The sequence below is a fragment of the Paenibacillus sp. JNUCC-31 genome, from assembly GCF_014844075.1.
GTDB lineage: Bacteria > Bacillota > Bacilli > Paenibacillales > Paenibacillaceae > Paenibacillus.
This window is the reverse complement of sequence record NZ_CP062165.1, coordinates 5,238,094-5,261,427: the sequence shown is the minus strand read 5'-3', so window position 1 is coordinate 5,261,427 and position 23,334 is coordinate 5,238,094. Positions and strand designations below refer to the sequence as shown.

The window sequence follows — 23,334 nt, the reverse complement described above, 5'->3', positions numbered from 1 at the left end:
TTGCAGCATCAACCACCTTTATGTAAGTTAAACATTCCACATCAAATTACTCATTCATGCGGCTTCTTCAATACCTGAGTTTGTTAACAAAGTCCTTGTCCTCCCTCTAACTTTATCTTCTATTAATTAAGGACTATTTTAACTTATTTGTTATTAATCAATACCCATATTGTGTTACCATCGATTAACGAATAACTTACAGAAAGACATTTACATACCTACATATCCATTTTCCACATCTCGTTCGAACCCACTGCCTTTAAAGGAGGCCCGTTTTAGTATGGAACAACATGCACAGGCTAGTGACTCTTCAAACATCTCACCACCAAAATCATGGATACGTCGACATCCGATATTCACCGCATTTACGTTATTGATTCTGGCCCTGTTTGCCACCGTATTCCTGTATTTCATGCTTCGCCCTTACTACTCCACGTTTGATCGTTCCGAACAAGGGGAACTCGCCTACACGATGCCATCGCCGAATGGAGAGTATGTCGCCGAGATGTACGGGGTGCCTTACGGAGGTGCAGCTGGTGGAGTCACAATCTGGGTGGATGTGAAGAAGATCATTGCCCCGGACGTGTTCACAGTAAAGACCATATATCGAGCCGAACACCACGGGGCCAACCACCTTGAATGGGAAAATGAAAAAACGCTCCGGATCGAGAATCGGAACGAGTACAGCGATGATAGCATTACGCTAAACATCGATGATGAAATCTATGACAGTTGGGGCTGGGCATGCCAAAGCCTGCGCATGAAGGACCAGTACGTGCGGTGCCTGTCACCCGAAAAGTAGAACAGCAACCATAAGAATCCCCGCTTGCCAATTCTCGTGGTACGCGGGGATTCCCTTGTTTCCTATATTACTTCACATCTACTGACAATTTAGGGGTTCATGGTGCTTCTTTTACCTCAATGCCCAAGTAGTAAACACTTTTCACTGGCCAGACTACGCCAAACTACGATCTTTTTATTTTATGAAAAATAGCACTCCACCATAGAAGGAGATAAGAGGGATCAAAAGGCGGAGCATGCATGCCCTTATTCTAAGGAACCTAGGACGTCTTATTTGGGCCTGAAGCCGTCTTTTTCAATTGTAAGGAACACCAGACACGTTATTCCCTAATATCACATTAAAAAAGCTGCAAATATGCCTAAATTACCCATATAACGTGTGTCAGGTTCCTTAGCCTGCTGCTGGTGCTTCAAACCCCTGAATAAGACGTCTCATGTTCGTTAGCGCTCCACCTTCTGCTCACTCGCCTGCTCCAGATACGTCAGGTCGGCTCCAGTGTTCAGACCCAGGTTTGAAGATATGCTAGCTGCCTCTTTTTAAAACTCCGAGTGTTGTCTCTATATCTATATTTATTTCCTCTTTCCCACTGCTTTCGCCTACTAGCGAGGTGGGGCATCCCCACGCTCTTCGCGGTTTTCCATCCCCGTACTCAACACCTCTTCAATCTTCTGCCGATTGGCGAGCAGGCCGGGATCGTTCGGCAGGAACTCACGGGCCTTCCCGTTATGCAGAAGCGCCCGTTCCCAGTAGCCCATCTGGGCATAACAGATCGAGAGTCGGGCATGCGGCAGCCATGTGCGGCATGCCACAGGCACTGGACGCAGCCCGGTATCCCGGCTGCTCACGTCCAGTGCCTGCATGTACCAATAGATGGCCGCCATCCAATCCTGCCGATCCTGGAAGCAGGCAGCTATCGAGCAGCAGAAGTCAGCATGCGGCAGGTCGTACTGGAACGACTGCAGCAGCGCCCCAAGCTTGCGGCCCGGCTCGCCAAGCCGCTCATAACATTCCGCCAGCCGCGCGCAGGCAATGAGCCGATCCTCGCGATAGCCGGTCGGCTCCAGCAGCAGCTTCGCATACGCCCGAACCGCCGCCGCATAACGCTGGCGGTCATAACATTCGCCTGCATAATAGAACAGCAGGCGTCCCTGGGCTGCGCCCTCTTCGGCGATCCATTTGCGCAGGATGCGCACGTTTCGCGCCGAATGATGGCCCGCTTCGCGGCGGTGCGTAACGGCAATGTCTGCCGTAATGACCCCGCCCGGCGGGAAAGCAAGCTGCTCGTGCAGCCGGCCATGCCAGCGGCATCCCGCATTACGCTTGACGAGGCGCAACCGGCGGTCCGTCACGAGCGGACTTCCCTCCGGCCCCTCGGCCAGCGTATAGCTCAAGATCACAGCTGCCGTCTCCCCCCCGGACGGCAGCTGCTGCTTCAGCATCTCCAGCTTCGCCCGATCAGCAGGAAGCAGCACATCATCCGCATCCAGCCACAAAATATACTCCTGCGTGGCATGGTCGAATGAATAATTCCTCGCGGCGGCAAAATCATCCTTCCACTCATACGTGTAGACCCGGTCGGTATACTGCACGGCGATCTCCATCGTACGGTCGGAAGACCCCGTATCTACAATAACGATTTCGTCAGCGATGCCAGCGACCGAGTCGAGACAGCGCGCAAGCGTGCATTGCTCGTTCTTCACAATCATGCACAGACTGATGGTGATCACGTTTTCGGCCCCTTCCTGTCATACACGTATTGCTACATCTGCGTTACTGACATGCTTCTCTTTTCTCTTTTCTACTTGCCTTCTTGCTTACTTGCCTACTTGCCTACTTGCCTTCTAGCCTTCTAGCCTTCTTGCATACTATTGCCTGTTTGTCTTCCTGTCTTCCTCCCTTCCTTGTCTCACCCTGACCATCACCCTCATGTTTCAACTTCATCCAGCTACCATCTGTTATGCTTCCCCGTTACCGTTACCCTTCTCCGTTCTCCTGACGGCGCAGACGTTTAACCTGTTCCACCGCATTGTCCAGCGCTTTCTTGCGTTGGTTCATCAGGCGAAGGTGATTCTTCTCCACGGCGGCAAAATGTAAGTGATCCAGCTCCATCCATTCCGTCAGTTGGTTCAGGGTTGGTGACATATGCAGCTGCGTTTTCCGTCTCTTGCGTGCCACGCAACATAGATATTTATGATGAACTTCCAGCTTCAATACTTCAAAATACGGCATCAGACACATTGCCAGATTCCCGGCATAGAACGTCTGCTTGTGATCGTAAAAGGGATGATAGCCATATGGTACGGTCACAACCAGTGTTCCCTCCTCATACAGCAGTCTGTGAATCTGCAGCAATAACGTCTCCGGATGGGCAAAATGCTCCAGCACTTCGCCCAGCAGTACGGTATCAAAGGTCGTTCTCGTTTTCCATTGCGTAATATCCAGCAGACGAAAATCCACATTATTCCGAACGGGTCTGGACTCCTTCGCCAGTTCCTCCCGCGCGTATTGTATGCTCTCTTCTTCCAAATCGATGCCGGTCACCCGAAATCCTTCCCGTGCCAGCAAAATGGAGGTGACGCCCTGGCTGCACCCAACATCCAGAATCCGCTTGCCAGTTGCTTCCCTGCACATCCAGTGAATACGGGTACGTGTGGCCTCATGTGATTCTTCCGAATTAATCTCGCCATAATAACGTTCGTTTACCCGATCATGATTCGCCATGGCTGCCTCCAGAATCTTCGTGCGAGTGTTTGAGGTGAGGTTCACGGTCCGCCTCAATATAATCTGTCAGTTCCTGCTTATCCCCAGCCACCGTCTGATCGACTCGCATGTTTTTGTGAACTTGCATTTCATGTACTTCCTTCACGTTTTGCATCACGTTTACATCCGACCGGATCGGCTGTCCAAGCACTACGATATTACCACCGACACATCCGGCTGTCGCATTGCGTGTGTCGAAGATGAGCTTGGCATGATCCACCATCTCCTGATAATCGAAGCCTGTATGATCCGTCGTAATCATGACCAGATCAGCTCCTGCCCATAATTCGGGTGAGGCTGGTTGAGCCTGGATAACCGTGCCATCCTCCTTGCGGAACACAGGCACCATCGGGTCGGTGAAGCAAACGTCTGCACCTGCTTCACTAAGTAACCTAAAGACATCCAGTGCTGGAGATTCACGCAGATCGTCGATATCTTTTTTGTACGCCATACCTGCCAGTACAATTCGGGCTCCCTGCATCGTAGAGCCATTCTGTTCAAGCAGCTCAGCGGCACGCTTCACCACTCTTTCCGGCATTTGCCGATTGGTCGTATCCGCAAGCGTAATGAATTGCAGCTCCGATCCCTGACGGCCTGCGGCCCAGGACAGATAGATCGGGTCAATTGGAATGCAATGTCCTCCAATGCCCGGACCCGGATAGAACGGCATATAACCAAAGGGCTTGGTCGCCGCCGCGTCCAGCACCTCCCAGATGTTCACACCCATTTGCTCACAGGCGGGTGTAAGTTCGTTCACAAGCGCGATATTCACGCTGCGAAATGTATTTTCGAACAGTTTTGCCGTCTCGGCCACCGTCGTTGAACTAACGGGAACGATTTCGTTCAGGAACGAGCCATAGAATGCTTTTCCATAGGACAGACAGGCTGGCGTGGAGCCGCCAATGATCTTCGGTGTATTTTTCACGCCATAATGCACACTTCCGGGGTCTACCCGTTCTGGAGAATAACAGACATGGAACTGCTGCCCTACTTTCCACCCTTTCGCATCCTCAATCGGCTGCTTTACGCGCTCCTCGGTGGTGCCGGGATACGTAGTACTCTCCAATATGACAAGGCAGTCCTCCCGAAGATAAGGCGTTATGCCATCCACCGCTGCAGCGATAAATGAAATGTCCGGCTGATGCTCTACGGTCAAAGGTGTAGGCACACAGATGACAATGACATCGGCCTGTGCCACTGCCGCGTAATCCGTCCCAGCCATGAACAACCCGGCCTGAGCAAGAGATTGCACCACCTTATCCTCAATGCCGATCACATACGATTTTCCTGCACGCAGCTTAGCCACCTTCGCCACATCGATATCAATCCCTTGCACCTGATACCCAGCCTGGGCCATCTCCACTGCCATCGGCAACCCGACATACCCGAGACCAATAACGGCGGCTTTGAGGGAGCGGTTGTTTATTTTTTGAAGTGTGGCACTTTCCTGATTGATCTTCGTAACTTCGTCATTCTTGCTGCTCTCTTCCATTCCTTCCACCTCCAAACGGTCCGCCTCCCTTCTATTAATGGATATAGCCGCCTGCACGTAAAAATTGGGCAATCGCGGAACGATTCATCATCGCGCTGTCTGAACGATACTCGGAAAAGGCCACACGAGACAGGCCGCTGTATGAATCTGTCAGGCGCTTGTCCGGTTCCTGTGGCAAAATCACATAATATTGTTCATCAAACTTGTAGGTACGTGGTGCTTCGAATGGGGAAATGAGTACTTCATGCAATTTTTCGCCCGGACGAATCCCGGTGACTTTATAATCGTGAGCTGGCCGACCTGCCTGCTCCAGCATTACCGAAGCCAGATCGGTCATCTTGCAAGCCTTCATTTTCATGACAAATGTCTCTCCGCCCACCGCAGCCTCAGCTGCCTTCAGCAACAGATGAATCGCCTCCGTACGCGTCAGGAAAAAGCGGGTCATGCCTTTGTCCGTAATAGTCAGGCTCTTGCCTTCATCAATCTGACGGCGGAACAATGGAACAACACTGCCGCTGGTTCCGAGCACATTGCCCCCGCGAATACAGACAAATCGGGTCGACTCGCTCAGCCCATTGGCACGAATCATCATCTTTTCCCCCAAAGCCTTGGTCATGCCGTATACGTTAATCGGATCTACCGCCTTGTCGGTGGATACGTCAATGACTTTCGCCACCTGCATGCGAATGGCTGCGCGAATGATGTTCTGCGTCCCAATGACGTTGGTCTTGAACGCTTCATCCGGCTGATCCTCGCATACCGGAACGTGTTTCAGTGCAGCCAGATGAAAGAGAACATCCACCCCGCGACAGGCTTCCTCCACCGCCCGATAATCACGAATGTCTCCAATGACAAAACGCAATCGTGCATCATGACCGAAATCGCGCTGCATCGCAATCTGGGCGTACTCATTACGCGAAAGAATCCGAATCTCGCCCGGATTTTGTTCCAGCAGTACCTCCGTCAGTTTTTGTCCCCAGGATCCTGTTCCTCCGGTAATTAGAATCGTTTGTCCTTGAATCATAGGTGAATCCCTCCCTGTTCAGATCATGAATTCTCGTAGTACCGCAGCCATCTCTTCCCGGCTCAATCGATCTTTGGGCGGTACTTTTTTGACAGACGTATTGTTGGAATGCACAACATTCACGTAATTGCGCGGAACCAGCAGCTCGTGCGGCAGATCGATGACATTGCCATGTGTTCCCCTGCCTGGCAGCTTCACCCGGTATCCCGCAGCGTACTCAGCCGTTTTATATAGGTAGACATAGAATTGCGGGGAACGGTGAAACGCTGGAGCCATTTCATGATTCAAGCTGTCCCACAGGTATCCATTCTGGTTGATGAGTGCCATCGTTCCGGGCTGTGGCTGCACATCATAGAGCTGCTGAACAAACGTCTTGTGATATAGATCATCCGAATCCAGTCGGGCTATATAGATATCCTCTGCTCCCTTAGCAAAAGCCAGAATGGCACGCACACTTTCGATATTTGTTCCAAAACGAATATTGGCAGGCAGCGGCTCCTGTTCAGCCAAAATCTCCTGCATCAACTCCCCCGATTCCTTGGACAGCTTCACCACCGTCAGGAAATCCTGATTCGTCTGCGCCTTAAGGCAATGAAGGGTGAATGTACGGAAAATGCTCATTCGCCGCTCCAGCCAATCTCTTGTCAACCGCTGAGGGTCCATTCCGTAATTGTTGAAGTTAATTTCAATAACCACTTTTCTGGACATACCCTTCCTCCTCATTCTTCTGTGGTCTTCTTTCAATTCAGTCAGACTGTTTTCATAGTCTTTACAGCCCTTTCCACACAAAAAATGCCTCCGTCTGCCCGAGACTGCTATACAGAAGCTCTCTTCAATCCAGCTGACTCTATAACGTATGAAAAAATAATAGAATCGGTCCGGACATTTGCACGGGTTCCTCCACAAATCAGCTTTTACATAAGCCGACCATCACTTGTCGGTCCCGGCAGTAGATTGAAATACAACCAAAGATGAGCCCTCCGGGTTGAACACACAATACGTTACCGAAGCCGCAACATAGAATAGAGCAATTGAATTTTCAAAGGGGGCCTTATACCACAATGAATTCAATCTATCTTGAAATGGATGGTGTGCTGGATCAACTTGAAACCGCGGTGAAGGAGAAGCGTCCCTTCTCTCTGGTTCGTGTGGGCGATGGGGAGAATATCGTCATGTCCCAGGAAACGGTCTGGACCACGGAACAGGTTCTGAAGGAGCGTTGGGCCATCAAGGCCAATCTGGGACAAAAGGGACTTCGCCTACCCAACCTGCAGCTTCGGGATGAGGTCGCCGCTTCCTTGCAACGGGCAGATATCGTAGGCGTTCTTCCTCACGGGGACAGTACGATCAAAGCCCCGGAGCATCTCAAAAGACAACTGACCGACATCGTGTTCGCGCATTTCGGGATCTCTCCGGCACTGACTTGCCATGCCTGTATCAATCGGGAACTCGCGCAAATGCCCCGTTTCTGGAATATGCTTGCAGGCAAGCGGGTGCTGCTCGTTACCCGGGAGATTGAGCCGTTGCGAGCCGTGCTTGTTCAGGAACCGTACCATCTGGATATTACAGCCGCCTTGCCCTTCGACAGCTGGGACCAGATGGAAGAAACACTGCAATGGATTCAGACAAATCGGGATACCTTCGATGTAGCTCTCTTCTCCTGTGGAGTGAACGCAGTTGTACTTGCCGAGCGCACAGCGGCACTCGCGGGCAAAGTCGCCATCGACTTTGGCAAAGCCAACAACATCATTTTGAAAGGACGCGCCAACTAAGGGTAAAATGAACTGCTTAAACACAAAATAATCCCGGACTCCTTGCAGCCGGGATTATTTTGTGTTTCTTTTTTTCGGCAAGACATGAGTCTTGTTAGCGCCAACAAGATTGATGCCTCATCCTTTTAGGACGGCTTATGGCAGGATTAGCAAGCTTCGCTCATCATAAGATGCCATACGATAATACTCTTCCTGTTGAACCTTCTGTTCATAGAAACTACCTAGAGGATGCAATACCATAGAACATCTCAGGTCCAGTCCGTACCGATGTGGACACGCCGGAAATAAACGAAGAATACACACTTTCCAGCGCAGGTGGTGCGGACAGATCCTGTGCAGTGAACGAATGAAATTCAGCCCCACCGGTCTGACCTACCGTACCTTCCGCGCGATAGATGACAAAGAACGGATCGTAAACGCTACCCCGTACAAGCTCAACAACAAATGTATCTCCCAGTTCTCCGGTCACACCAACCGTGCCATTTAAGGCGATAATTGGATTCGGAACACCAAGGGTCTGCAGACCAATGGAGCCAAACAATTCCGGGGATGGACCCAGAGACAAACCGGGTTGTCCTACGGTTCCCGAATTCATCGAAGATCTCATATCGAGGAACACACCCATGAGTAACACCTCCAATGCTATGGGATACGCTATTCTATGAATCTCGGCTCTCTTTGGACTGGATGGGTAACAGATTCCATCCACCTATTTTTATTTGCCCCCGGTTAATGGTATATTGAACTGCATAACGAAATGAACGGATCGTATGCACACAAGCGGTACAGGCTGTTCAGAAGGAGATCACTATTTATGAATAAACGCAAACGCCCCACAGGCAATACATCGGCCAAGGGGAAAGCATCTACAGGTTCATCCACAGCGCGGTCCGGGCGGTCCACTTTTACTTCCGCCAAATCATCAGGACCTTCCGCATCACGCAATACAGGAACGGCGAAGAAGCCAGTAGCCGCCAAAACCTCGGCCGGACCCAAGAAATCCGGAGCTTCCAAACCCAAAGCAGCCAAACGCTCGGGTAATTCCTATTATCGTAAGCAAGAACCACCGCGCCCGTACAAAGTAACCGAACCGGATGAGCTGCTCAACTTCTTGCTGAAACATCTGAAGTCCGGAAGGAATGCGGTCAAATCCATTCTCGGTCGCGGGCAGGTATCCGTCGATCAGAAGGTGGTTACCAAGTTTAATCTGGAGCTGACGCCAGGACAGATTGTAACGATCAGCAAAGAAGGCGCCGTTGCCGCTCCTTCCTTGACGGGGATTAACATTTTGCATGAAGACGATGATATCATTGTCATTCGCAAGGAAGCCGGACTGCTATCCATTGCCGCTGACAAAAGTGATGACCTTACCGCTTATCGCCAGCTGACCGAGCATGTTCGCCGTACCAACGCGCTGAACCGGATATTTATTGTCCATCGCCTGGACCGTGACACTTCGGGTGTCATGATGTTCGCCAAGAGCGAAGAAGTGCAGCAAAAGCTGCAGGACAACTGGAAAGAGAACGTACAAGAACGTGTGTATGTTGCCCTTGTGGAAGGTGCAGTAGCGAAGGAAGAGGGTACCATCTCCTCCTGGCTGAAAGAAACCAAAACACTGAAGATGTATTCCAGTTCTCGCCCGAATGATGGACAGCACGCGATTACACACTACAAGCGCCTGCAGTCGAACCGTGAGTTCTCCCTGCTGGAAGTCCGTCTGGAAACGGGACGCAAAAACCAGATTCGTGTGCATATGGAAGATCTGGGCCATCCCATCGCAGGAGACAAGAAGTATGGTGCTCGCACCAAAACACTGGGACGCCTCGGACTGCATGCACGTGTACTTTCGTTCATCCATCCAACGACAGGTGAACTGATGAGATTTGAGACGGATATTCCGAAGCAGTTCCTGTATCCGTTCCGCGCAGATGCTCCCCAGTGAACGAACAGGATGATTCAGCTACCGGGCATCGCTAACTCAGCGATTATAGCCATTCTGGACAGGACAAGCCTCGGTGCCAGAACTGGCCGAATGCCTGAAAGGAGGAACCACTGCTGAAAAACTTGCTGATTACCGGTTACCGGGCACATGAATTACAGATTTTCGGACAGAAACACGAGGGGATTCCTTTCATCAAAAAAGCCATCTCCTCCCGTCTTACGCCTCTGGTTGAAGACGGGCTGGAGTGGGTGCTGACGCCAGGCCAATACGGCGTGGACCTCTGGGCCTGCGAAGTGGTACTTGAGCTGAAGGAGACGTTTCCGGATCTGAAGCTGTCGATCATTACCGCTTTTCAGAACCCGGAGGAACAATGGAAGGAAGACAAACAGGAGTATTACCGCTCCATCCTGCAAGGTGTAGACTATTATGGGGCCATTAGTCGCCAGCCGTATATCGGCCCGTGGCAATTCACTGCGCGGGATGACTTGCTGCTGCGCAAAAGCGATGGCCTTCTGCTCGTCTATGATGAAGATGCCGGGGAAGGCAGTCCCCGTTTTATCAAGGAAAAAGCCGTGAAAAAACAGCTGAACGAAGATTACACGATTATCAGCGTCACATCGGAGGATATCCAATCGGTTGCCGAGGATGAACGGATGAACGATGTAATGGATTACGGAGATTCTTCATTCTGAGGGATGACGGTTCAACTTTCGCATGACGTACTGATGATGTACACATCCATGCCCTTTTATTGTAGCGGGGAAGTCGTACATGAATTGATACATATGTTTTTTTTGGCAGCAGGTTGGGTATAAGTAGTATTATTACTGCGATTACCATGTCGTATGGGACAAAGGGGAACTGCAACCATGACATTAACGCCAGAACAGCGCATTCAGCTGCACGGATTCAACAACCTGACCAAGTCGCTGAGTTTCAATATGTACGATATCTGTTATACGAAAACCAAAGATGAACGCCAAGCTTACATTGAATATATTGATGAACAGTATAATGCGGACCGACTGAGCAAAATTCTGAGAAATGTGTCCGACATCATCGGGGCCCACGTCCTGAATGTTGCTCAACAGGATTATGTGCCTCAAGGGTCAAGTGTGACGATGCTTGTTTCGGAAGGGCCCATTGTGGAAATTCCTGAGGAATCCTTTGACGAATCGCCTGGTCCCCTGCCCGATAATATCGTCATGCAGCTCGATAAAAGTCATATTACCGTCCATACGTATCCCGAATTCCATCCGAGCGAAGGCATCAGTACGTTCCGGGCAGATATTGACGTGTCGACCTGCGGCGAAATCTCGCCACTAAAGGCACTGAACTATCTGATTCACTCGTTTGATACGGATATTATGACAATGGATTACCGGGTTCGTGGATTTACACGCGACACGAGCGGACGCAAGCTGTTCATTGATCATGAGATCGGCTCAATTCAGAATTACATCCCGGATGAGGTCAAGAGCAGCTTTGACATGATTGACGTGAACGTCTATCAGGAGAACATTTTCCATACCAAATGCAAGCTGAGGGAATTCGATCTTGATAATTATCTGTTTGGGTACACCAAGGATAAGCTAAGCAAGGCCGAGCAGCAGGAAATTACGGAGTGGCTGAAGCTGGAGATGGACGAGATTTATTATGGCAAAAATATAAGTCGTCCTTCATAAGGACTGATTCATAAGGATCGATTCACAGGAACTGCAACAAGGATAAGAGATCATGAAGGCAGAGTTTCTTAACGGAAACCTCCGACATGTGCGCTTGTCCTTTTCTTTTGCCTAAGTTGACAGACTGCATCTTATTTTTTTATGATGAAAGCAATTGCATTTCCAGTGAAGGAGACTGAGCCGTGATCGAAACGAACACTTCCAGACGTAACGAATCTCTCTTACAAGTGCTGAACGTGCAGCACAAGGTCACCACTGAAAACATTGCCAATGCAGACACGCCCAATTACAAAAAGAAATCGGTGGAGTTTGAGGAAGAGCTTAGACGTATCATTGAGAATGGTAAAACAGAGAATTTGGACATGCACCGGACTCATCCGAAGCATTTTCCGGTCAGTAATCCTGCTTCTTCCGTAGTCCCCTACCGGATTGTCGAGAACAATGAAACGGCCATGAACAATAATGGCAATAATGTTGACATTGATATGGAAATGGCGAATCTTTCGGAAAACCAGCTATTATATAATTACATGGTTGATCGGGTGAGCGGACATTACAAGAAAATGAAAAACCTGTTGCAGGATTTGAAATAATGGATGTTAGAGCAGCCTATGGCTGCTTTTTGTTTTGTCTAATATTCGGAAATATTCAGATGATCTATATTAACCGTATTTAGCGTCGCTTTTCTTTTCCTCATTAGGAGGATCAATTCCACTGGTTATGTCCTTTTTTCGGTATCCTCCCCCTTTCGTAGTATAATGGGATAAAATGATCGATTTCATATCGAATAGAATAAAGAGGTGCAACATGACTCCACGTAACTTAAATGTTTTTCATGGTTCCAAAGTCCGGCTGGCGGCCCCTTGCCCGGAAGACTGTATGCGGCTTTCCCGATTCACCGACAGTTATGATTACTTACGTAACCTCGATACCGATATCGCTGTGCCGCTAACGCCGGATGAGACGGGATCATCCGCAGTTCGGAGAGACAACGGTTTTGAATTTGCGCTGCGTACACTGGAGGACAATAAGTTCATCGGATTCACCGCCCTCTACCGAATTGAATGGAATAACCGCTCTGCGCGACTTGCCATCGGTATTGGTGATGATAAAGATCGTGGTAAAGGCTACGGAAGTGATGCTCTTGCCCTGATTATTCGTTATGGATTCCATGAATTGAATCTGAATCGGATTGCGCTGGAAGTGATTGAATACAACGAGGCTGCGAGACGCGCATATCTGAAAGCCGGATTTCGGGAGGAAGGTCGCCAGCGTTCTGCCGTTCTGCGGGATGGCACGCATTATGATCTGATCTCGATGAGTATTCTAGCGGAAGAATGGTCAATGCAGACCAAGCTGCCATTGGCTTTTCAGTCTACTCGTGTCCAAGGTAATAAACAGACAGAAGCTAACATAGACTCACGACTGCTTGCAGCCGAAGAATCCTCGTGGTCCGATTCAGAAGCTAAGGTTACTGCGGATATCCTTCTTCAACCTCGCATCGGTGTTGGAGCGGTCATCCTCAACGAACGCAATGAAGTCCTTTTAGTTTGGCGGAATCGACAACCGGAACAATACACCTGGAGTATCCCAGGAGGCAAGGTCGATCCTTACGAATCGTTGGAAACGGCGGTCATTCGGGAAATCAAGGAAGAAGTCGATCTGGAGATTGCCATCGAGGGATTACTCTGCACGGCCGAAACCATTCGTCCGGAACAGGAAGAACATTGGATATCCGTCCTCTATTTCGCGCGGGTCATCCACGGTATTGCCCGCAATCTGGAGGAAGGTGGTGCCATTGGCGAAATCGGCTGGTTCCCACTGAACGAACTCCCCTCCCCGCTAGCCAGTTTTACCGTACCTGGCCTAAAAGCCGTCATGCAACTTTATTCCAAAGATTGAGTGTAGATACTGTGATTTAGTATGAGGAACCATCCACAGGAAGGGGCGATGTATTCATGAATAAGCGTTCGATCCGTTACGCGCAACCGCTCACGCCGGGAAATACGATTGGCGTAGCTGCACCGTCCAGCGGTGTAGGCGAATCCTTGCACCATTACCTCGAAGAAAGTAGACACAATATGGAGCGCCTTGGTTTTGGCGTTCAGGAAAGCCCGTCGCTACGTCACAACAGCAAATGTGTGAGTGCCTCCAAGGAGGAACGCGCTGCTGAAATCAATGCATTCTTTCGAGACCCGGGAATTCAGGCCATCATCCCTCCGTGGGGTGGGGAGTTCCTAATGGATATTCTGCCCCTGCTAGATTGGGATGCTTTGAAAACGTTGCCTCCCAAATGGGTTATGGGATATTCGGATATCAGTACCTTTTTATTCGCTTACACCCTGATCACCGGAACGGCTTCAGCACATGGTACGAACTACGTAGATCTAAGATCCAATGAGCTCGATCCGGTGACCGCCCGCTGGATTGATGTATTACAGACCGGCCAGGGAGGGCAGATCACTCAACCTTCCTCCTCTCACTATCAATCGGAATGGAAACCGGAGTTGTCGAGGTTTAATCTGGATACCCCTTCTCACTGGAAACAGCTGGGGCAGCCCGATGGTATGGATTCTCCGATTACATTCTTAGGTCGGTTAATCGGGGGCTGTATGGATACAATCACATGTCTCATTGGTACGCCTTACGCACCTGTTGAAGCGTACCTGGATCAGTACTGTGCAGAAGAAGGAACGATCTGGTATCTGGAAAGCTGTGAGATGAATGCGGGTGATATCTACCGTCATCTGTGGCAGATGAGACAGGCTGGCTGGTTTACTGGCGTTAAAGGCTTCATGTTCGGCCGACCTGCCGGGTATTCGGATACAGGGGATTTCAATTTCACCGATGCCCTGAATTCAGCGCTGGGGGATATGGATGTTCCCGTACTGTATGATGTAGATCTGGGCCACATCCCGCCACAGTTAACCTTTGTGAATGGCGCACTGGGCAAAGTGGCTTATGAAAATGGGCAGGGAAGCCTTGAGATGGCATTTGTGTAAACACCTTTTGTAGGCAGATGCATACCTTGAAGTAAGAACTTATTTTGAGGAAGGGTTGTGCATCATGTCCGAATCCACATCCACACCATCCGCGCGGGTCGTGTACCAAGCCAATCAACCGATGCTCCAATCCGTGCAAAGTGTGCGGAATATGCTTCATCATACAGCCCGGCAGCATGTAGGCAAGAAGGTGCAAGTCCAGAATATCGATGGTCAGGTATGGGAAGGTGTCATTATCAGTGCAGATCGGGGAATATTGTATCTCCAGGTTACACCGATGCATGGGTATCCCGAGCCGCGCGCCTTGTTTGGACCGACCATTTTGCCCCTCGTGCTGTATGAGCTGTTGGTTATTACGCTGTTGATGTAATTGTTTTTGCTTATATCGGCAATTAACCTAAAAAGCTCCGCTCCTGTGCCTTCGAGCCTTAGGAAGCGAAGCTTTTTTTTAGTTTTGTCGTGATGATTTTGATATCGTTTTGGCTTGAACATATACGTGAATCACCGCTACTTGAAAGGCTTCCTGTCGTTCGTGCGGTATGTTTCCTTGTTAACGTGTGAAATATGATACAATGGTGTCGGCACAAGCCTTATCTCATATGAACGGAGCTTGATCCGGTTGGAATACATCCCCCATGATCCTCCACCCGTGCCTCAGTCTGAGACGGAGCTGGTAGGGACAAATCATACTGAACAATCCCGTGTGATTGCAATCTGTCTATTGGCAGGCAAAATCATGCTGCAAAGCGGTGGTGAAACCTACCGTGTGGAAGATACGATGAAACGCATGGCTGCCGCGCTGGGCCTTCCCCATTCGCATAGTTATGTGGTGCCCACAGGCATCTTCTTCTCGGTTGATGCAACCGAGCCTGCCAAGCTGATTCGGATCTCTGAACGAACCACGGATTTGCACAAGGTATCCGAAGTGAATGCCGTTTCCCGGCGAATTGGACAAGGTGAGCTGACCGTTGAAGAGGCACATGCCTTGTTACAACAAATTGAAGGACAGCCCTCCTCTTATTCTGCGGTTGTGCGGCTTATTGCAGCAGCATTATCCAGTGGGTGCTTTACCATAATGTTTGGCGGAGGATGGATTGACTTTCTCCCAGCGGTACTCTGCGGTGGCATCGGCTATGCAGCGGTCATTGTCTTCCATCGACTGGTACTGGTGAAGTTTTTTGCCGAGCTGACAGCCTCATTTGTCATTGGCCTGCTTGCCTTTTTACTTGTTTATATCGGTGCGGGTCATGAACGGGACAAAATCATCATTGGCTCAGTCATGCCTCTGGTACCGGGGCTGCTGATTACCAATGCTGTGCGTGACCTGATGGCTGGACATCTCGTGTCCGGGTTATCCAAGGGAGCCGAGGCATTTTTGACAGCTTTTGCGATTGGTACCGGCATCGCTGTTGTTTTTTCACTTTTTACGTAAGACGGAGGAGTGCAGGTTATGCTTCATTTTATTGAACAAGCCTTGACCAGCTTTGTCGCATCGGCTGCATTCGGCATTATATTTAACGCACCCAGGCGAATGCTGCTTCACGGTGGATTTGTCGGCATGATCGGCTGGATCATCTATATTGTACTCGAATATGCTACGGATGCCGTTCCTGCGACACTGGCAGCCACCATCGCGGTAGGAGTCATCAGCCAGCTGTTCTCCCGCATGTTTCGTGCGCCTGTTATTATCTTTAGCGTTGCTGGTATCATTCCGCTTGTTCCGGGGGGACTGGCATATAATGCTATGCGTAATTTTGTACAAAATGACTACAGTGCTGCCATGGAGATGGCTGCCAAGGCACTCATGTTATCCGGTGCCATTGCCATCGGACTTGTATTGTCCGAGGTATTGAACCAGATGATTCGTCGTTTACCCGAATCGTTGCGAGCAAAATCCTGACAGCAGACGAATATAATATCACTAAAACGATAAAGACCCGTTTGTAGACAGGGTAAACGCTGTCCTTCACGGGTCTTTCCTATTTCTAGCCCATGTTGATTAAGGATCATCAAGAATCTGCGGTGTTTTCAACGTTGCACCCACTTGTTCGATAACTGGACGATCCATAAAACAGAACTACCTCATGTCTTCTGGTGAATTCTTGTTCATCTGATGTGCAGTAAACCTTTCTCCTTATGGCATCGCACGCTCCATAACCGACGCAAATAAATCCGCCGCCACACCACTTCCCGATCTCATATAATGTTCAGCATCCGTACGATCAAATCCCATCCAGACCGCTGCCGTCCACTTATGGGTATACCCCACAAACCACAAGTCCCGATTGGCTTCCCTGCCTACACCAGGTAAGGCAGCCTGTGTTGTCCCGGTTTTCCCCGCTACCTTATGCTGGCTCAGCTGTGCCCGCCTTCCCGTTCCCTGACTGACTACATCCTGGAGCATGCTGGTCATAGCATTCGCTGTACTGGCGGAGATCACCTGCTTGTTCTCTGGCTTAAAACCATAGATCGTTCGGCCGCGTGAATCCGTAATTTCACGAATCAGATGTGCTGTATTCCGCTTGCCGTTATTGGCAAACACAGAGTAGGCCTGGGCCATTTTCAGGGGAGATACCCCTTTGTGCAAACCACCCAAGGCAATCGACAGATTGAGATCCTCCTTGCCCAGTTCAATGCCTAATCGATCTGCAAATTGATGTGCGCGTCCAAGCCCTGTCTCATGCAGCAGCCACACAGCAGGAGCGTTAATGGACTGTACAATCGCATGCGACATCGTAACTGTACCTCTGTAACGCCCATCCAGATTGCTCGGTTGATAGCTGCCATATTTCATGCGTTGATCAGGCAGCACACTATCCGGCTTAAAACGACCAGATTCCAGTGCAGGTCCATATGCAATAATTGGCTTGAATGCAGAACCGGGTTGCCTTGCATCCGTGGTCGCCCGATTGATGCCTCCTTTCACAGGGGATCGCCCGCCCATCATCGCTTTGACTTCACCATTATGCTGGTCCATAATGACCATGCTCGCCTGCACTTGCTCATCCTTAAGGTCATCCGTGAACCGGGAAGATTCGCGGAACGCCTGCTCCATCGCAAGCTGAGCTTGATCATCCAATCCCGTACGAATGGTCCAGCCAGCGGATTGAATCTCTGCTCCACTCTTGCCTGTGAGGCGGGAAGCTTCTTCGATCACCGCATCGACAGCTGACACATAAGCAGGTACTTGCGAGCCTGGAGTTGATGCAGAAGTTGTATCTGGCGGTGTATAGTCCACACTTCGCGCTGCCTCCATCTGTCTCTTTGTAATCATTCCTTGCTCATGCATCAGGCCAAGAACTACAGCTCGCCTTTCTTTGGACAGGTCTTCCCGATCTATCGGATTGTATATGGAGGGTCCCTTCGGAATTCCGGCGAGCGTAGCCATTTGCCAGATCTCCAGCTGATGTAAATCCTTAATTCCAAAGTAGCGCCACGCCGCCGCTTTAACCCCGTACTGCTGACGTCCCATAAAAATATGATTCAAATATAGCTCCAATAGCTCATCCTTGCTAAACCTTTTTTCCATCGCCATGGCAATCGACATTTCATTCACCTTGCGAACCAGCGTTTTATCTCCGTTCAAGTACAGATTCCTTGCCAGTTGCTGTGTAATGGAGCTGCCTCCCTGACTCAGGTTCATATGTAAAACATCCTGCACAACCGCCCTGCCAATTCCGATAAAATCAAGTCCGTCATGATGATAGAAACGTCGATCTTCCGTAGTCAGAAACGCCTGCTTTAACAGATCGGGCATGTCCTTCAAATCAGCATAATCCGCATATCCTTTAGTCTGGGTATGCGATCTGGAAATCTCTGTTCCATCCGCATTGAAAATGATGGTGGAAGAGGCCACCGAAATGGCTTGAGCATTGTTACGGAGTACACTCTCCCCGTAATAAACCAAACACATATAACCAAGTGCAAGAAAAATAACGATGAGAACGAGCGCATCAAATATGTGATAGATCCAGCGCTTTAATGCGAACCTCAACATCCCGTGTCCTTGTATCCATGTGTAATGGAGCCCGGAAATTCCTGCGCCTTCGTTCCCATGGAATCCAGGGCAAGTTCCAACCTTAATGTCTGTTCATACGCCAGCCTGACCCAATGCTGTATCTCCGCTTCATCCCGGCAGCGTCCCTCCATGATCGTATCCAGCGAGGATCGAACACCGTAGAGCGTCAGTTTAATCGGCAGATCGATACTTATACCAATCGAATGTGATCCATCCAAATCCTCCTGAATACGTTTATGGATTTTTTCACGTTCTGACGCCATTTGTTGCCGACTACTCTCATCCTCATACATACCAGAACTGAACCAATCTTCCCCTCTCGGCTCTCTATCTATCCACTCCTGGTCTGAAATGTTTAGCCGCTCCGTCTGAATCCGGTGCCGGTGCGCAACTTCATTCAGATCGGCAGCAATCTGCCGCAGTTCCCCACCATTCAACACTTCCATTTTTGCTGGAACTCGGCCATTTGCCAGTTCATGGGCTCCATGACCAATAACCTTGAGGTCATCTGCAATCTTCTGGGATCGAAGCCAAAAAAACAATGCAAACAAACCGCCACCGATGAGTATAACCAATGGCGTTGTGCCGATGTGGTTTATCACCCAGTGCATAACCCGAATGGTCCCTGTTGTCTCAGGCAGGATATGATGGTGGGCAAAACGTAACGTATGGTAAACGACAAATAGGAGCGCTGCGCTAAGTAACGCGCTTGCTCCGCAAATATATATGTATCTCAGTCTGACCGTTTGTACTAAAAATCTCATATTCGGTATCCTCCTATATTTCGCAGTTTCTTGTATACGATTGAGGTTAAGAATACCGAATATTTCTTAATGAGGAAGTGGGTAACTTCTTATCATTTTCTTAATTCAGCATTTTGCATAAGTACTGAATGAGCAAGTTCTCTTCCATTTGACAAGAATTATTCAGGTTATCATTCCTCTTGATTTCTGTTCATCGGGGCAGCAGTTACAGGGAAACGTGTAACAAAATCAGTTCTCCCCTGTTCACTGTAAGCAGCAATACTTCCTTGATGTAATTCTATCATCGACTTCGCAATGGCCAGCCCCAGTCCGGTACCGCCCGTCTCACGAGAACGGGATTTGTCCACCCGGTAGAATCGATCGAATAAATGCGGCAAATCCTGTGCCGGGATCGGTTCACCGTAGTTACTGATGCGCACCACGGCTTCTTCACCTTCAAGAGATAACGCGATCTCCATCACTTTCCCCTGTGCCCCGTAACGGATTGCGTTACTGAACAGGTTCTCATACGCACGGACAAGCTCTCCCGGAGCGGCCTGAATCCATAAAGGTTCTTGTCCACCGATGATCTTGTATGTCATACCCGCTTCTTCCAGAATCGGAGTGAACTCTTCCGCAAGCTGCATCAGAAAAGGGTTCAAGTTCAAGAAAGTTAATGACAAGGGCAGGCTCCCACCACTGACACGGGTATATTCGAACAAATCATCAATCAGCTTCCTTAATGATAAGGATTTCTCGTATGCAATGCTCACATAATAGCGCATCTCAATTTCATCCTGATACCGATCCTTCTCAATATACTCCAAAAATCCGAGAATCGAGGTCAGCGGAGTCCTCAAATCATGAGAAATGCCCGTAATCAAGTCATTTTTAGCTGCGACCGCACTACGCTCCTCTTGCAATGACAGCTGCAATTGTTCAGCCATTTGATTGATACTAGCAGCCACAACGCCAAACTCATCCGATGTGTTTACCTCAATCCGATGAGATAACTCCCCTTTGGCAACTTCCTGAATTCCCGCCGTAATCTCGTCCAAAACCAGCATCACCCTGCGCGTAAACATAAAAAAGAACAGCACGAAGCCAAGTATGCCGACTATAATCATTAATGGCACCGACCCAATATTGTTCACCAGCCACCTGATGCCCCTCGCAGGGAGCGAATAATTAGGATAGGTCTGAGCATCCAGAATGGATCGTACAACGGTGCTGCCCCCATACAAAATAGCAGCTGTCAAGATGCCACTCAGCAAAAATGCGTAAATAAATTTCCACCGGACTGTGTTAATTAATTTTGAATTCATCTCGGAACTCCCTGCTCACGCTCTGTATGCAATTCACCCTGTAGACGCACGTGTTTATTGTGGTTTGATCATCTTATACCCAACACCCCATACCGTCTGTATGAACTTGGGATGTTTGCTGTCGAGTTCGATTTTCTCACGAATTTTGCGGATATGTACCATGACCGTGTTGTTGGACTCCATAAATTCCTCTTTCCAGACCTGTTTGTAGATCTGCTCCATACTAAGCACGGAACCTTGATGTCGCGCGAGCAGCTCCAGAACGGCAAATTCACGGGGAGCCAGACGCACAGGCTGCTCATCCACCCACACCTCGTGGGTATCGGTATTGATGACCAGATCATCAATCACCCATTCATGCTCCTTTTTTTCCCGCCCTTCATTGAAGGTATGGTATCTGCGAAGCTGTGACTTTGCCCGTGCCACAAGTTCAAGCGGGTTAAACGGTTTGGTCACATAATCATCAGCGCCGATGCTCAGCCCTGTGATTTTATCCATATCCATGCTTTTGGCGGACAGCATAATGATCGGCATTTTCTGCTCTTCCCGAATTTTCATACACGCTTCAATTCCATCCATATTAGGCATCATGACATCCAGAATAATCAGGTCAATCGACTCTTTCTTCAATTGCTCAAGAGCCTCGATTCCATCACTTGCTTTCAGAACCCGATAACCTTCATTGCCAAAATAAATCTCCATCAGTTTAATAATATCCTGCTCATCATCCACAAGCAGAATGGTTGTTGGCTGTGCCACGGCATTTTTCCTTTCCATTCCATGATTCATTTCTTCTTCAAAGTATACCACCAGAGGATGAAGCTGCGAAAATTATTACCCTATACATTTCCTGAATACGTTCAGTCTATTTTTCTCATATATGTAATATTGTCCCTTCCACTTAAATCCCCATTATTACGTACAGTATCATCTCTCTAATCCGGGTTTAACCGTTGCTTGTTGCGGATAACACGCTCTATGTATTCTATTAAGTCTTGTTCCTATTCAGGCAAAATCTCGTATAATGGATCTACTTTTTCTATTTAAACAATGCCACTGTGGGCTCTATGCCAGTCAGCGTCAGCATCATATGAAGTTGGCCTCTGTGGTGATATACATGTCCCATGATCTCAAGCAGCCACTCCAGACGACTGTACGATGCGCCCCAATAGGAGTCCGTCACCTGTAATAATTCCTCCGTATTAAACTGCCTGTACCGATGGTAGAGGTACATCTGATTCGCAATCAGCGCTTCCTTGATCTCGCTCAGCGTATTTGGCTGATTTTTCTCGTAAAACAAAGCCATTTCCTCTTCGGAAGCTCCCTCCGAAATATGTACATCCGCACGACAAATGACAGATAAATGTGAAAGTAATTCTCCAACCGGCCGTTTACCTTCAATTGGAGTCAGAGCCAAATCCTGTTCGGACAGTTGATCACATAAATCAATTAATGATGTCACGGCCATATCAATATGTTTAAATGCAGAATCAATCAACAGATACACTCCCTTTTTATTCCATTATACAGAACATATGATCGTAATTCAACCCATATCCCCCTTTATATAAACCAGCTATACCCAAAAACCAGCAAGACAAACAAAAAGTCCCGCCTCCCTCTTATAGACGGGATTTGGGACATTTTGTTGCTCCTATGATAGCCAATGCGGACTTAACTTGAATATAATGAACAATACGTTTGATCGAATCGTCCCGCGAGCAAGTCAGCCTTGCGAATGAAAAATTGCAGCTCCCCGCAGTCCCACCATTGGAAACCGATGGCGTCATGCGTATCAATTTTCAACAGAAGCAGCGTATCTGAAAGCTCCTGCCGCGTCCGTTCCTCATCTCCGCCATAATGAGCAGTCAGCTTTTTCTCACACGCCTGCTTGTCATAACCATACTCTTCACCAAGTACGATTTGCAGCAGCGCCTGATGTTCTGCATCCGGATGCTGACCGTCAGGGTATCCGAACATGCCACCCCAGTTCTGTGTACTTGGATGATTCCAGTCGGATTCGAATTCAAGGTATCGATCATATAGACCTTCCTCCCCTTCGACTGCTACCGTTCCACCAGCCAGCGGAGCAACAAGTGCATTCAATGCCAGAGCATCAATATATGCATATGTAGGAAACTCAAGATTAGGCAGTACTGTTACCGAATGCGCTACAAAATCATTCTCATTCAACGCGGTTTCGCCCTCAGGCTCCCGCCTCGTCAGGTTATGAGCGCCCGGCTCGTAAATCACACGATGCTCAATATGATAAGCAGGTTCATCCACACCAATGAAAAAGTATAACATACCCCGTTCTGGCAAACTCCCGCGCCCATCATTTGGCGTATAAGGCGTTAAGTCCACGAGATTCAACTGGGCCAGGAACGTCATGGGCACTCCATCCTGTGTTACAGGCCATTTCATCTGCTCCGGCAGATCCGGATTTCCACCAACACGTGAATTCCCTGTTCTGCGGTACTCATCCACTGTCGATACATCAAGGCGAATTCCCCAACGACTTGAAGATAACAGCAGATCGGCAGCATTACCCAAACCGTATTCCTCAAGTGTTTTCCGGGCTTTTCTGGTCAGACGTTCACATTGTTCAGGCTTAATCATGCAGATCCTCCCCTTTTGACAATACATCTTGGTGAGACATATTCAGGTTCATATCTGTATATTCTTCCGCTGTCTCTTCTTTCCCTGCTTCTAACGAAAAAAGAGACTGACATCCGCTGTCAGCCCTTTTATGATCTATTCCATTCATTC

At 49.0% G+C, this 23,334-nt stretch carries 24 protein-coding genes and 1 pseudogene; 12 read left to right on the top strand and 13 right to left on the bottom strand.

The genetic code is table 11. The features are described from left to right. The first annotated feature begins 280 nt into the window (after nt 1–280). Nucleotides 281–802: a DUF5412 family protein gene (locus tag JNUCC31_RS22835; protein ID WP_192265033.1), complete on the top strand. Its 522-nt coding sequence runs from the start codon at nt 281–283 to the stop codon at nt 800–802. 599 nt (nt 803–1,401) lie between these two features. Here JNUCC31_RS22835 and JNUCC31_RS22830 read toward each other — a convergent pair. The 5 genes from JNUCC31_RS22830 to JNUCC31_RS22810 all read right to left on the bottom strand — a co-directional run bounded on the left by JNUCC31_RS22830 (nt 1,402) and on the right by JNUCC31_RS22810 (nt 6,786). Beyond that, nucleotides 1,402–2,529 carry a glycosyltransferase family 2 protein gene (locus JNUCC31_RS22830; protein ID WP_228469194.1) on the bottom strand — a complete coding sequence of 376 codons (1,128 nt, stop codon included), beginning with the start codon at nt 2,527–2,529 and terminating at the stop codon, nt 1,402–1,404. 247 nt (nt 2,530–2,776) lie between these two features. Continuing rightward, nucleotides 2,777–3,523, bottom strand: coding sequence for a class I SAM-dependent methyltransferase (locus tag JNUCC31_RS22825; protein WP_192265032.1), 747 nt, complete (start codon nt 3,521–3,523; stop codon nt 2,777–2,779). Further along, nucleotides 3,510–5,063, bottom strand: a complete 1,554-nt coding sequence (locus JNUCC31_RS22820; RefSeq protein WP_228469771.1) for a nucleotide sugar dehydrogenase — start codon at nt 5,061–5,063, stop codon at nt 3,510–3,512. Before JNUCC31_RS22820 ends, JNUCC31_RS22825 begins: the two co-directional genes overlap by 14 nt. Before the next feature lie 25 nt (nt 5,064–5,088). Further along, complete coding sequence (locus JNUCC31_RS22815) at nt 5,089–6,078, bottom strand: polysaccharide biosynthesis protein (RefSeq protein ID WP_192265031.1); 990 nt, start codon at nt 6,076–6,078, stop codon at nt 5,089–5,091. 18 nt (nt 6,079–6,096) lie between these two features. Next, entirely contained in the window at nt 6,097–6,786 is a 690-nt protein-coding gene (locus JNUCC31_RS22810; RefSeq protein ID WP_192265030.1) for a glycosyltransferase, read from the bottom strand. A 353-nt stretch (nt 6,787–7,139) separates the two neighbouring features. Between JNUCC31_RS22810 and JNUCC31_RS22805 the strand changes: the two genes are divergently transcribed. Next, nucleotides 7,140–7,850 (top strand): GT-D fold domain-containing glycosyltransferase, encoded by a 711-nt coding sequence (locus JNUCC31_RS22805; RefSeq protein WP_192265029.1) that lies wholly within the window; start codon nt 7,140–7,142, stop codon nt 7,848–7,850. 217 nt (nt 7,851–8,067) lie between these two features. On the opposite strand, the gene JNUCC31_RS22800 is transcribed toward JNUCC31_RS22805, so the two are convergent. Continuing rightward, nucleotides 8,068–8,475, bottom strand: coding sequence for a hypothetical protein (locus JNUCC31_RS22800; protein ID WP_192265028.1), 408 nt, complete (start codon nt 8,473–8,475; stop codon nt 8,068–8,070). 189 nt (nt 8,476–8,664) lie between these two features. On the opposite strand from JNUCC31_RS22800, the gene JNUCC31_RS22795 reads away from it, so the two are divergent. From JNUCC31_RS22795 to JNUCC31_RS22750, 10 genes and pseudogenes are all read left to right on the top strand, one after another. Further along, a complete protein-coding gene (locus JNUCC31_RS22795) occupies nt 8,665–9,792 on the top strand; it encodes an RluA family pseudouridine synthase (RefSeq protein WP_192265027.1) in 1,128 nt (375 codons plus the stop codon). A 113-nt stretch (nt 9,793–9,905) separates the two neighbouring features. Next, on the top strand, nt 9,906–10,484 hold the full coding sequence (locus tag JNUCC31_RS22790; RefSeq protein WP_192273260.1) for an SLOG family protein: 579 nt from the start codon (nt 9,906–9,908) through the stop codon (nt 10,482–10,484). Between the two features lie 177 nt (nt 10,485–10,661). Next, a complete protein-coding gene (speD, locus tag JNUCC31_RS22785) occupies nt 10,662–11,477 on the top strand; it encodes an adenosylmethionine decarboxylase (protein WP_192265026.1) in 816 nt (271 codons plus the stop codon). Between the two features lie 182 nt (nt 11,478–11,659). Beyond that, on the top strand, nt 11,660–12,070 hold the full coding sequence (gene flgB, locus JNUCC31_RS22780; RefSeq protein WP_192265025.1) for a flagellar basal body rod protein FlgB: 411 nt from the start codon (nt 11,660–11,662) through the stop codon (nt 12,068–12,070). Nucleotides 12,071–12,245: 175 nt separating this feature from the next. Continuing rightward, nucleotides 12,246–12,776, top strand: a pseudogene (locus JNUCC31_RS22775) (GNAT family N-acetyltransferase); the annotation flags it as partial. 201 nt (nt 12,777–12,977) lie between these two features. Next, entirely contained in the window at nt 12,978–13,379 is a 402-nt protein-coding gene (locus JNUCC31_RS22770; protein WP_416234458.1) for an NUDIX domain-containing protein, read from the top strand. 56 nt (nt 13,380–13,435) lie between these two features. Continuing rightward, nucleotides 13,436–14,479, top strand: coding sequence for a S66 family peptidase (locus JNUCC31_RS22765; protein WP_192265023.1), 1,044 nt, complete (start codon nt 13,436–13,438; stop codon nt 14,477–14,479). Between the two features lie 64 nt (nt 14,480–14,543). After that, entirely contained in the window at nt 14,544–14,849 is a 306-nt protein-coding gene (locus JNUCC31_RS22760) for a hypothetical protein (RefSeq protein ID WP_076291774.1), read from the top strand. A 366-nt stretch (nt 14,850–15,215) separates the two neighbouring features. Beyond that, nucleotides 15,216–15,911: a threonine/serine exporter family protein gene (locus JNUCC31_RS22755; RefSeq protein WP_416234457.1), complete on the top strand. Its 696-nt coding sequence runs from the start codon at nt 15,216–15,218 to the stop codon at nt 15,909–15,911. Nucleotides 15,912–15,929: 18 nt separating this feature from the next. Continuing rightward, complete coding sequence (locus JNUCC31_RS22750; RefSeq protein WP_192265021.1) at nt 15,930–16,379, top strand: threonine/serine exporter family protein; 450 nt, start codon at nt 15,930–15,932, stop codon at nt 16,377–16,379. A gap of 234 nt (nt 16,380–16,613) precedes the next feature. On the opposite strand, the gene JNUCC31_RS22745 is transcribed toward JNUCC31_RS22750, so the two are convergent. From JNUCC31_RS22745 to JNUCC31_RS33480, 7 genes are all read right to left on the bottom strand, one after another. Continuing rightward, nucleotides 16,614–18,476, bottom strand: a complete 1,863-nt coding sequence (locus JNUCC31_RS22745) for a transglycosylase domain-containing protein (protein ID WP_192265019.1) — start codon at nt 18,474–18,476, stop codon at nt 16,614–16,616. Then, nucleotides 18,470–19,261 carry a hypothetical protein gene (locus tag JNUCC31_RS22740; RefSeq protein WP_192265018.1) on the bottom strand — a complete coding sequence of 264 codons (792 nt, stop codon included), beginning with the start codon at nt 19,259–19,261 and terminating at the stop codon, nt 18,470–18,472. Before JNUCC31_RS22740 ends, JNUCC31_RS22745 begins: the two co-directional genes overlap by 7 nt. Nucleotides 19,262–19,431: 170 nt before the next feature. Continuing rightward, a complete protein-coding gene (locus JNUCC31_RS22735) occupies nt 19,432–20,565 on the bottom strand; it encodes a sensor histidine kinase (protein ID WP_192265016.1) in 1,134 nt (377 codons plus the stop codon). Between the two features lie 54 nt (nt 20,566–20,619). After that, nucleotides 20,620–21,342 carry a response regulator transcription factor gene (locus tag JNUCC31_RS22730; RefSeq protein ID WP_416234325.1) on the bottom strand — a complete coding sequence of 241 codons (723 nt, stop codon included), beginning with the start codon at nt 21,340–21,342 and terminating at the stop codon, nt 20,620–20,622. 262 nt (nt 21,343–21,604) lie between these two features. Next, nucleotides 21,605–22,072: a DinB family protein gene (locus JNUCC31_RS22725; RefSeq protein WP_228469193.1), complete on the bottom strand. Its 468-nt coding sequence runs from the start codon at nt 22,070–22,072 to the stop codon at nt 21,605–21,607. Between the two features lie 167 nt (nt 22,073–22,239). Further along, a complete protein-coding gene (locus tag JNUCC31_RS22720; protein ID WP_192265010.1) occupies nt 22,240–23,184 on the bottom strand; it encodes a YwqG family protein in 945 nt (314 codons plus the stop codon). Beyond that, entirely contained in the window at nt 23,177–23,332 is a 156-nt protein-coding gene (locus JNUCC31_RS33480; RefSeq protein WP_228469192.1) for a hypothetical protein, read from the bottom strand. Before JNUCC31_RS33480 ends, JNUCC31_RS22720 begins: the two co-directional genes overlap by 8 nt. Nucleotides 23,333–23,334 lie beyond the last annotated feature (2 nt).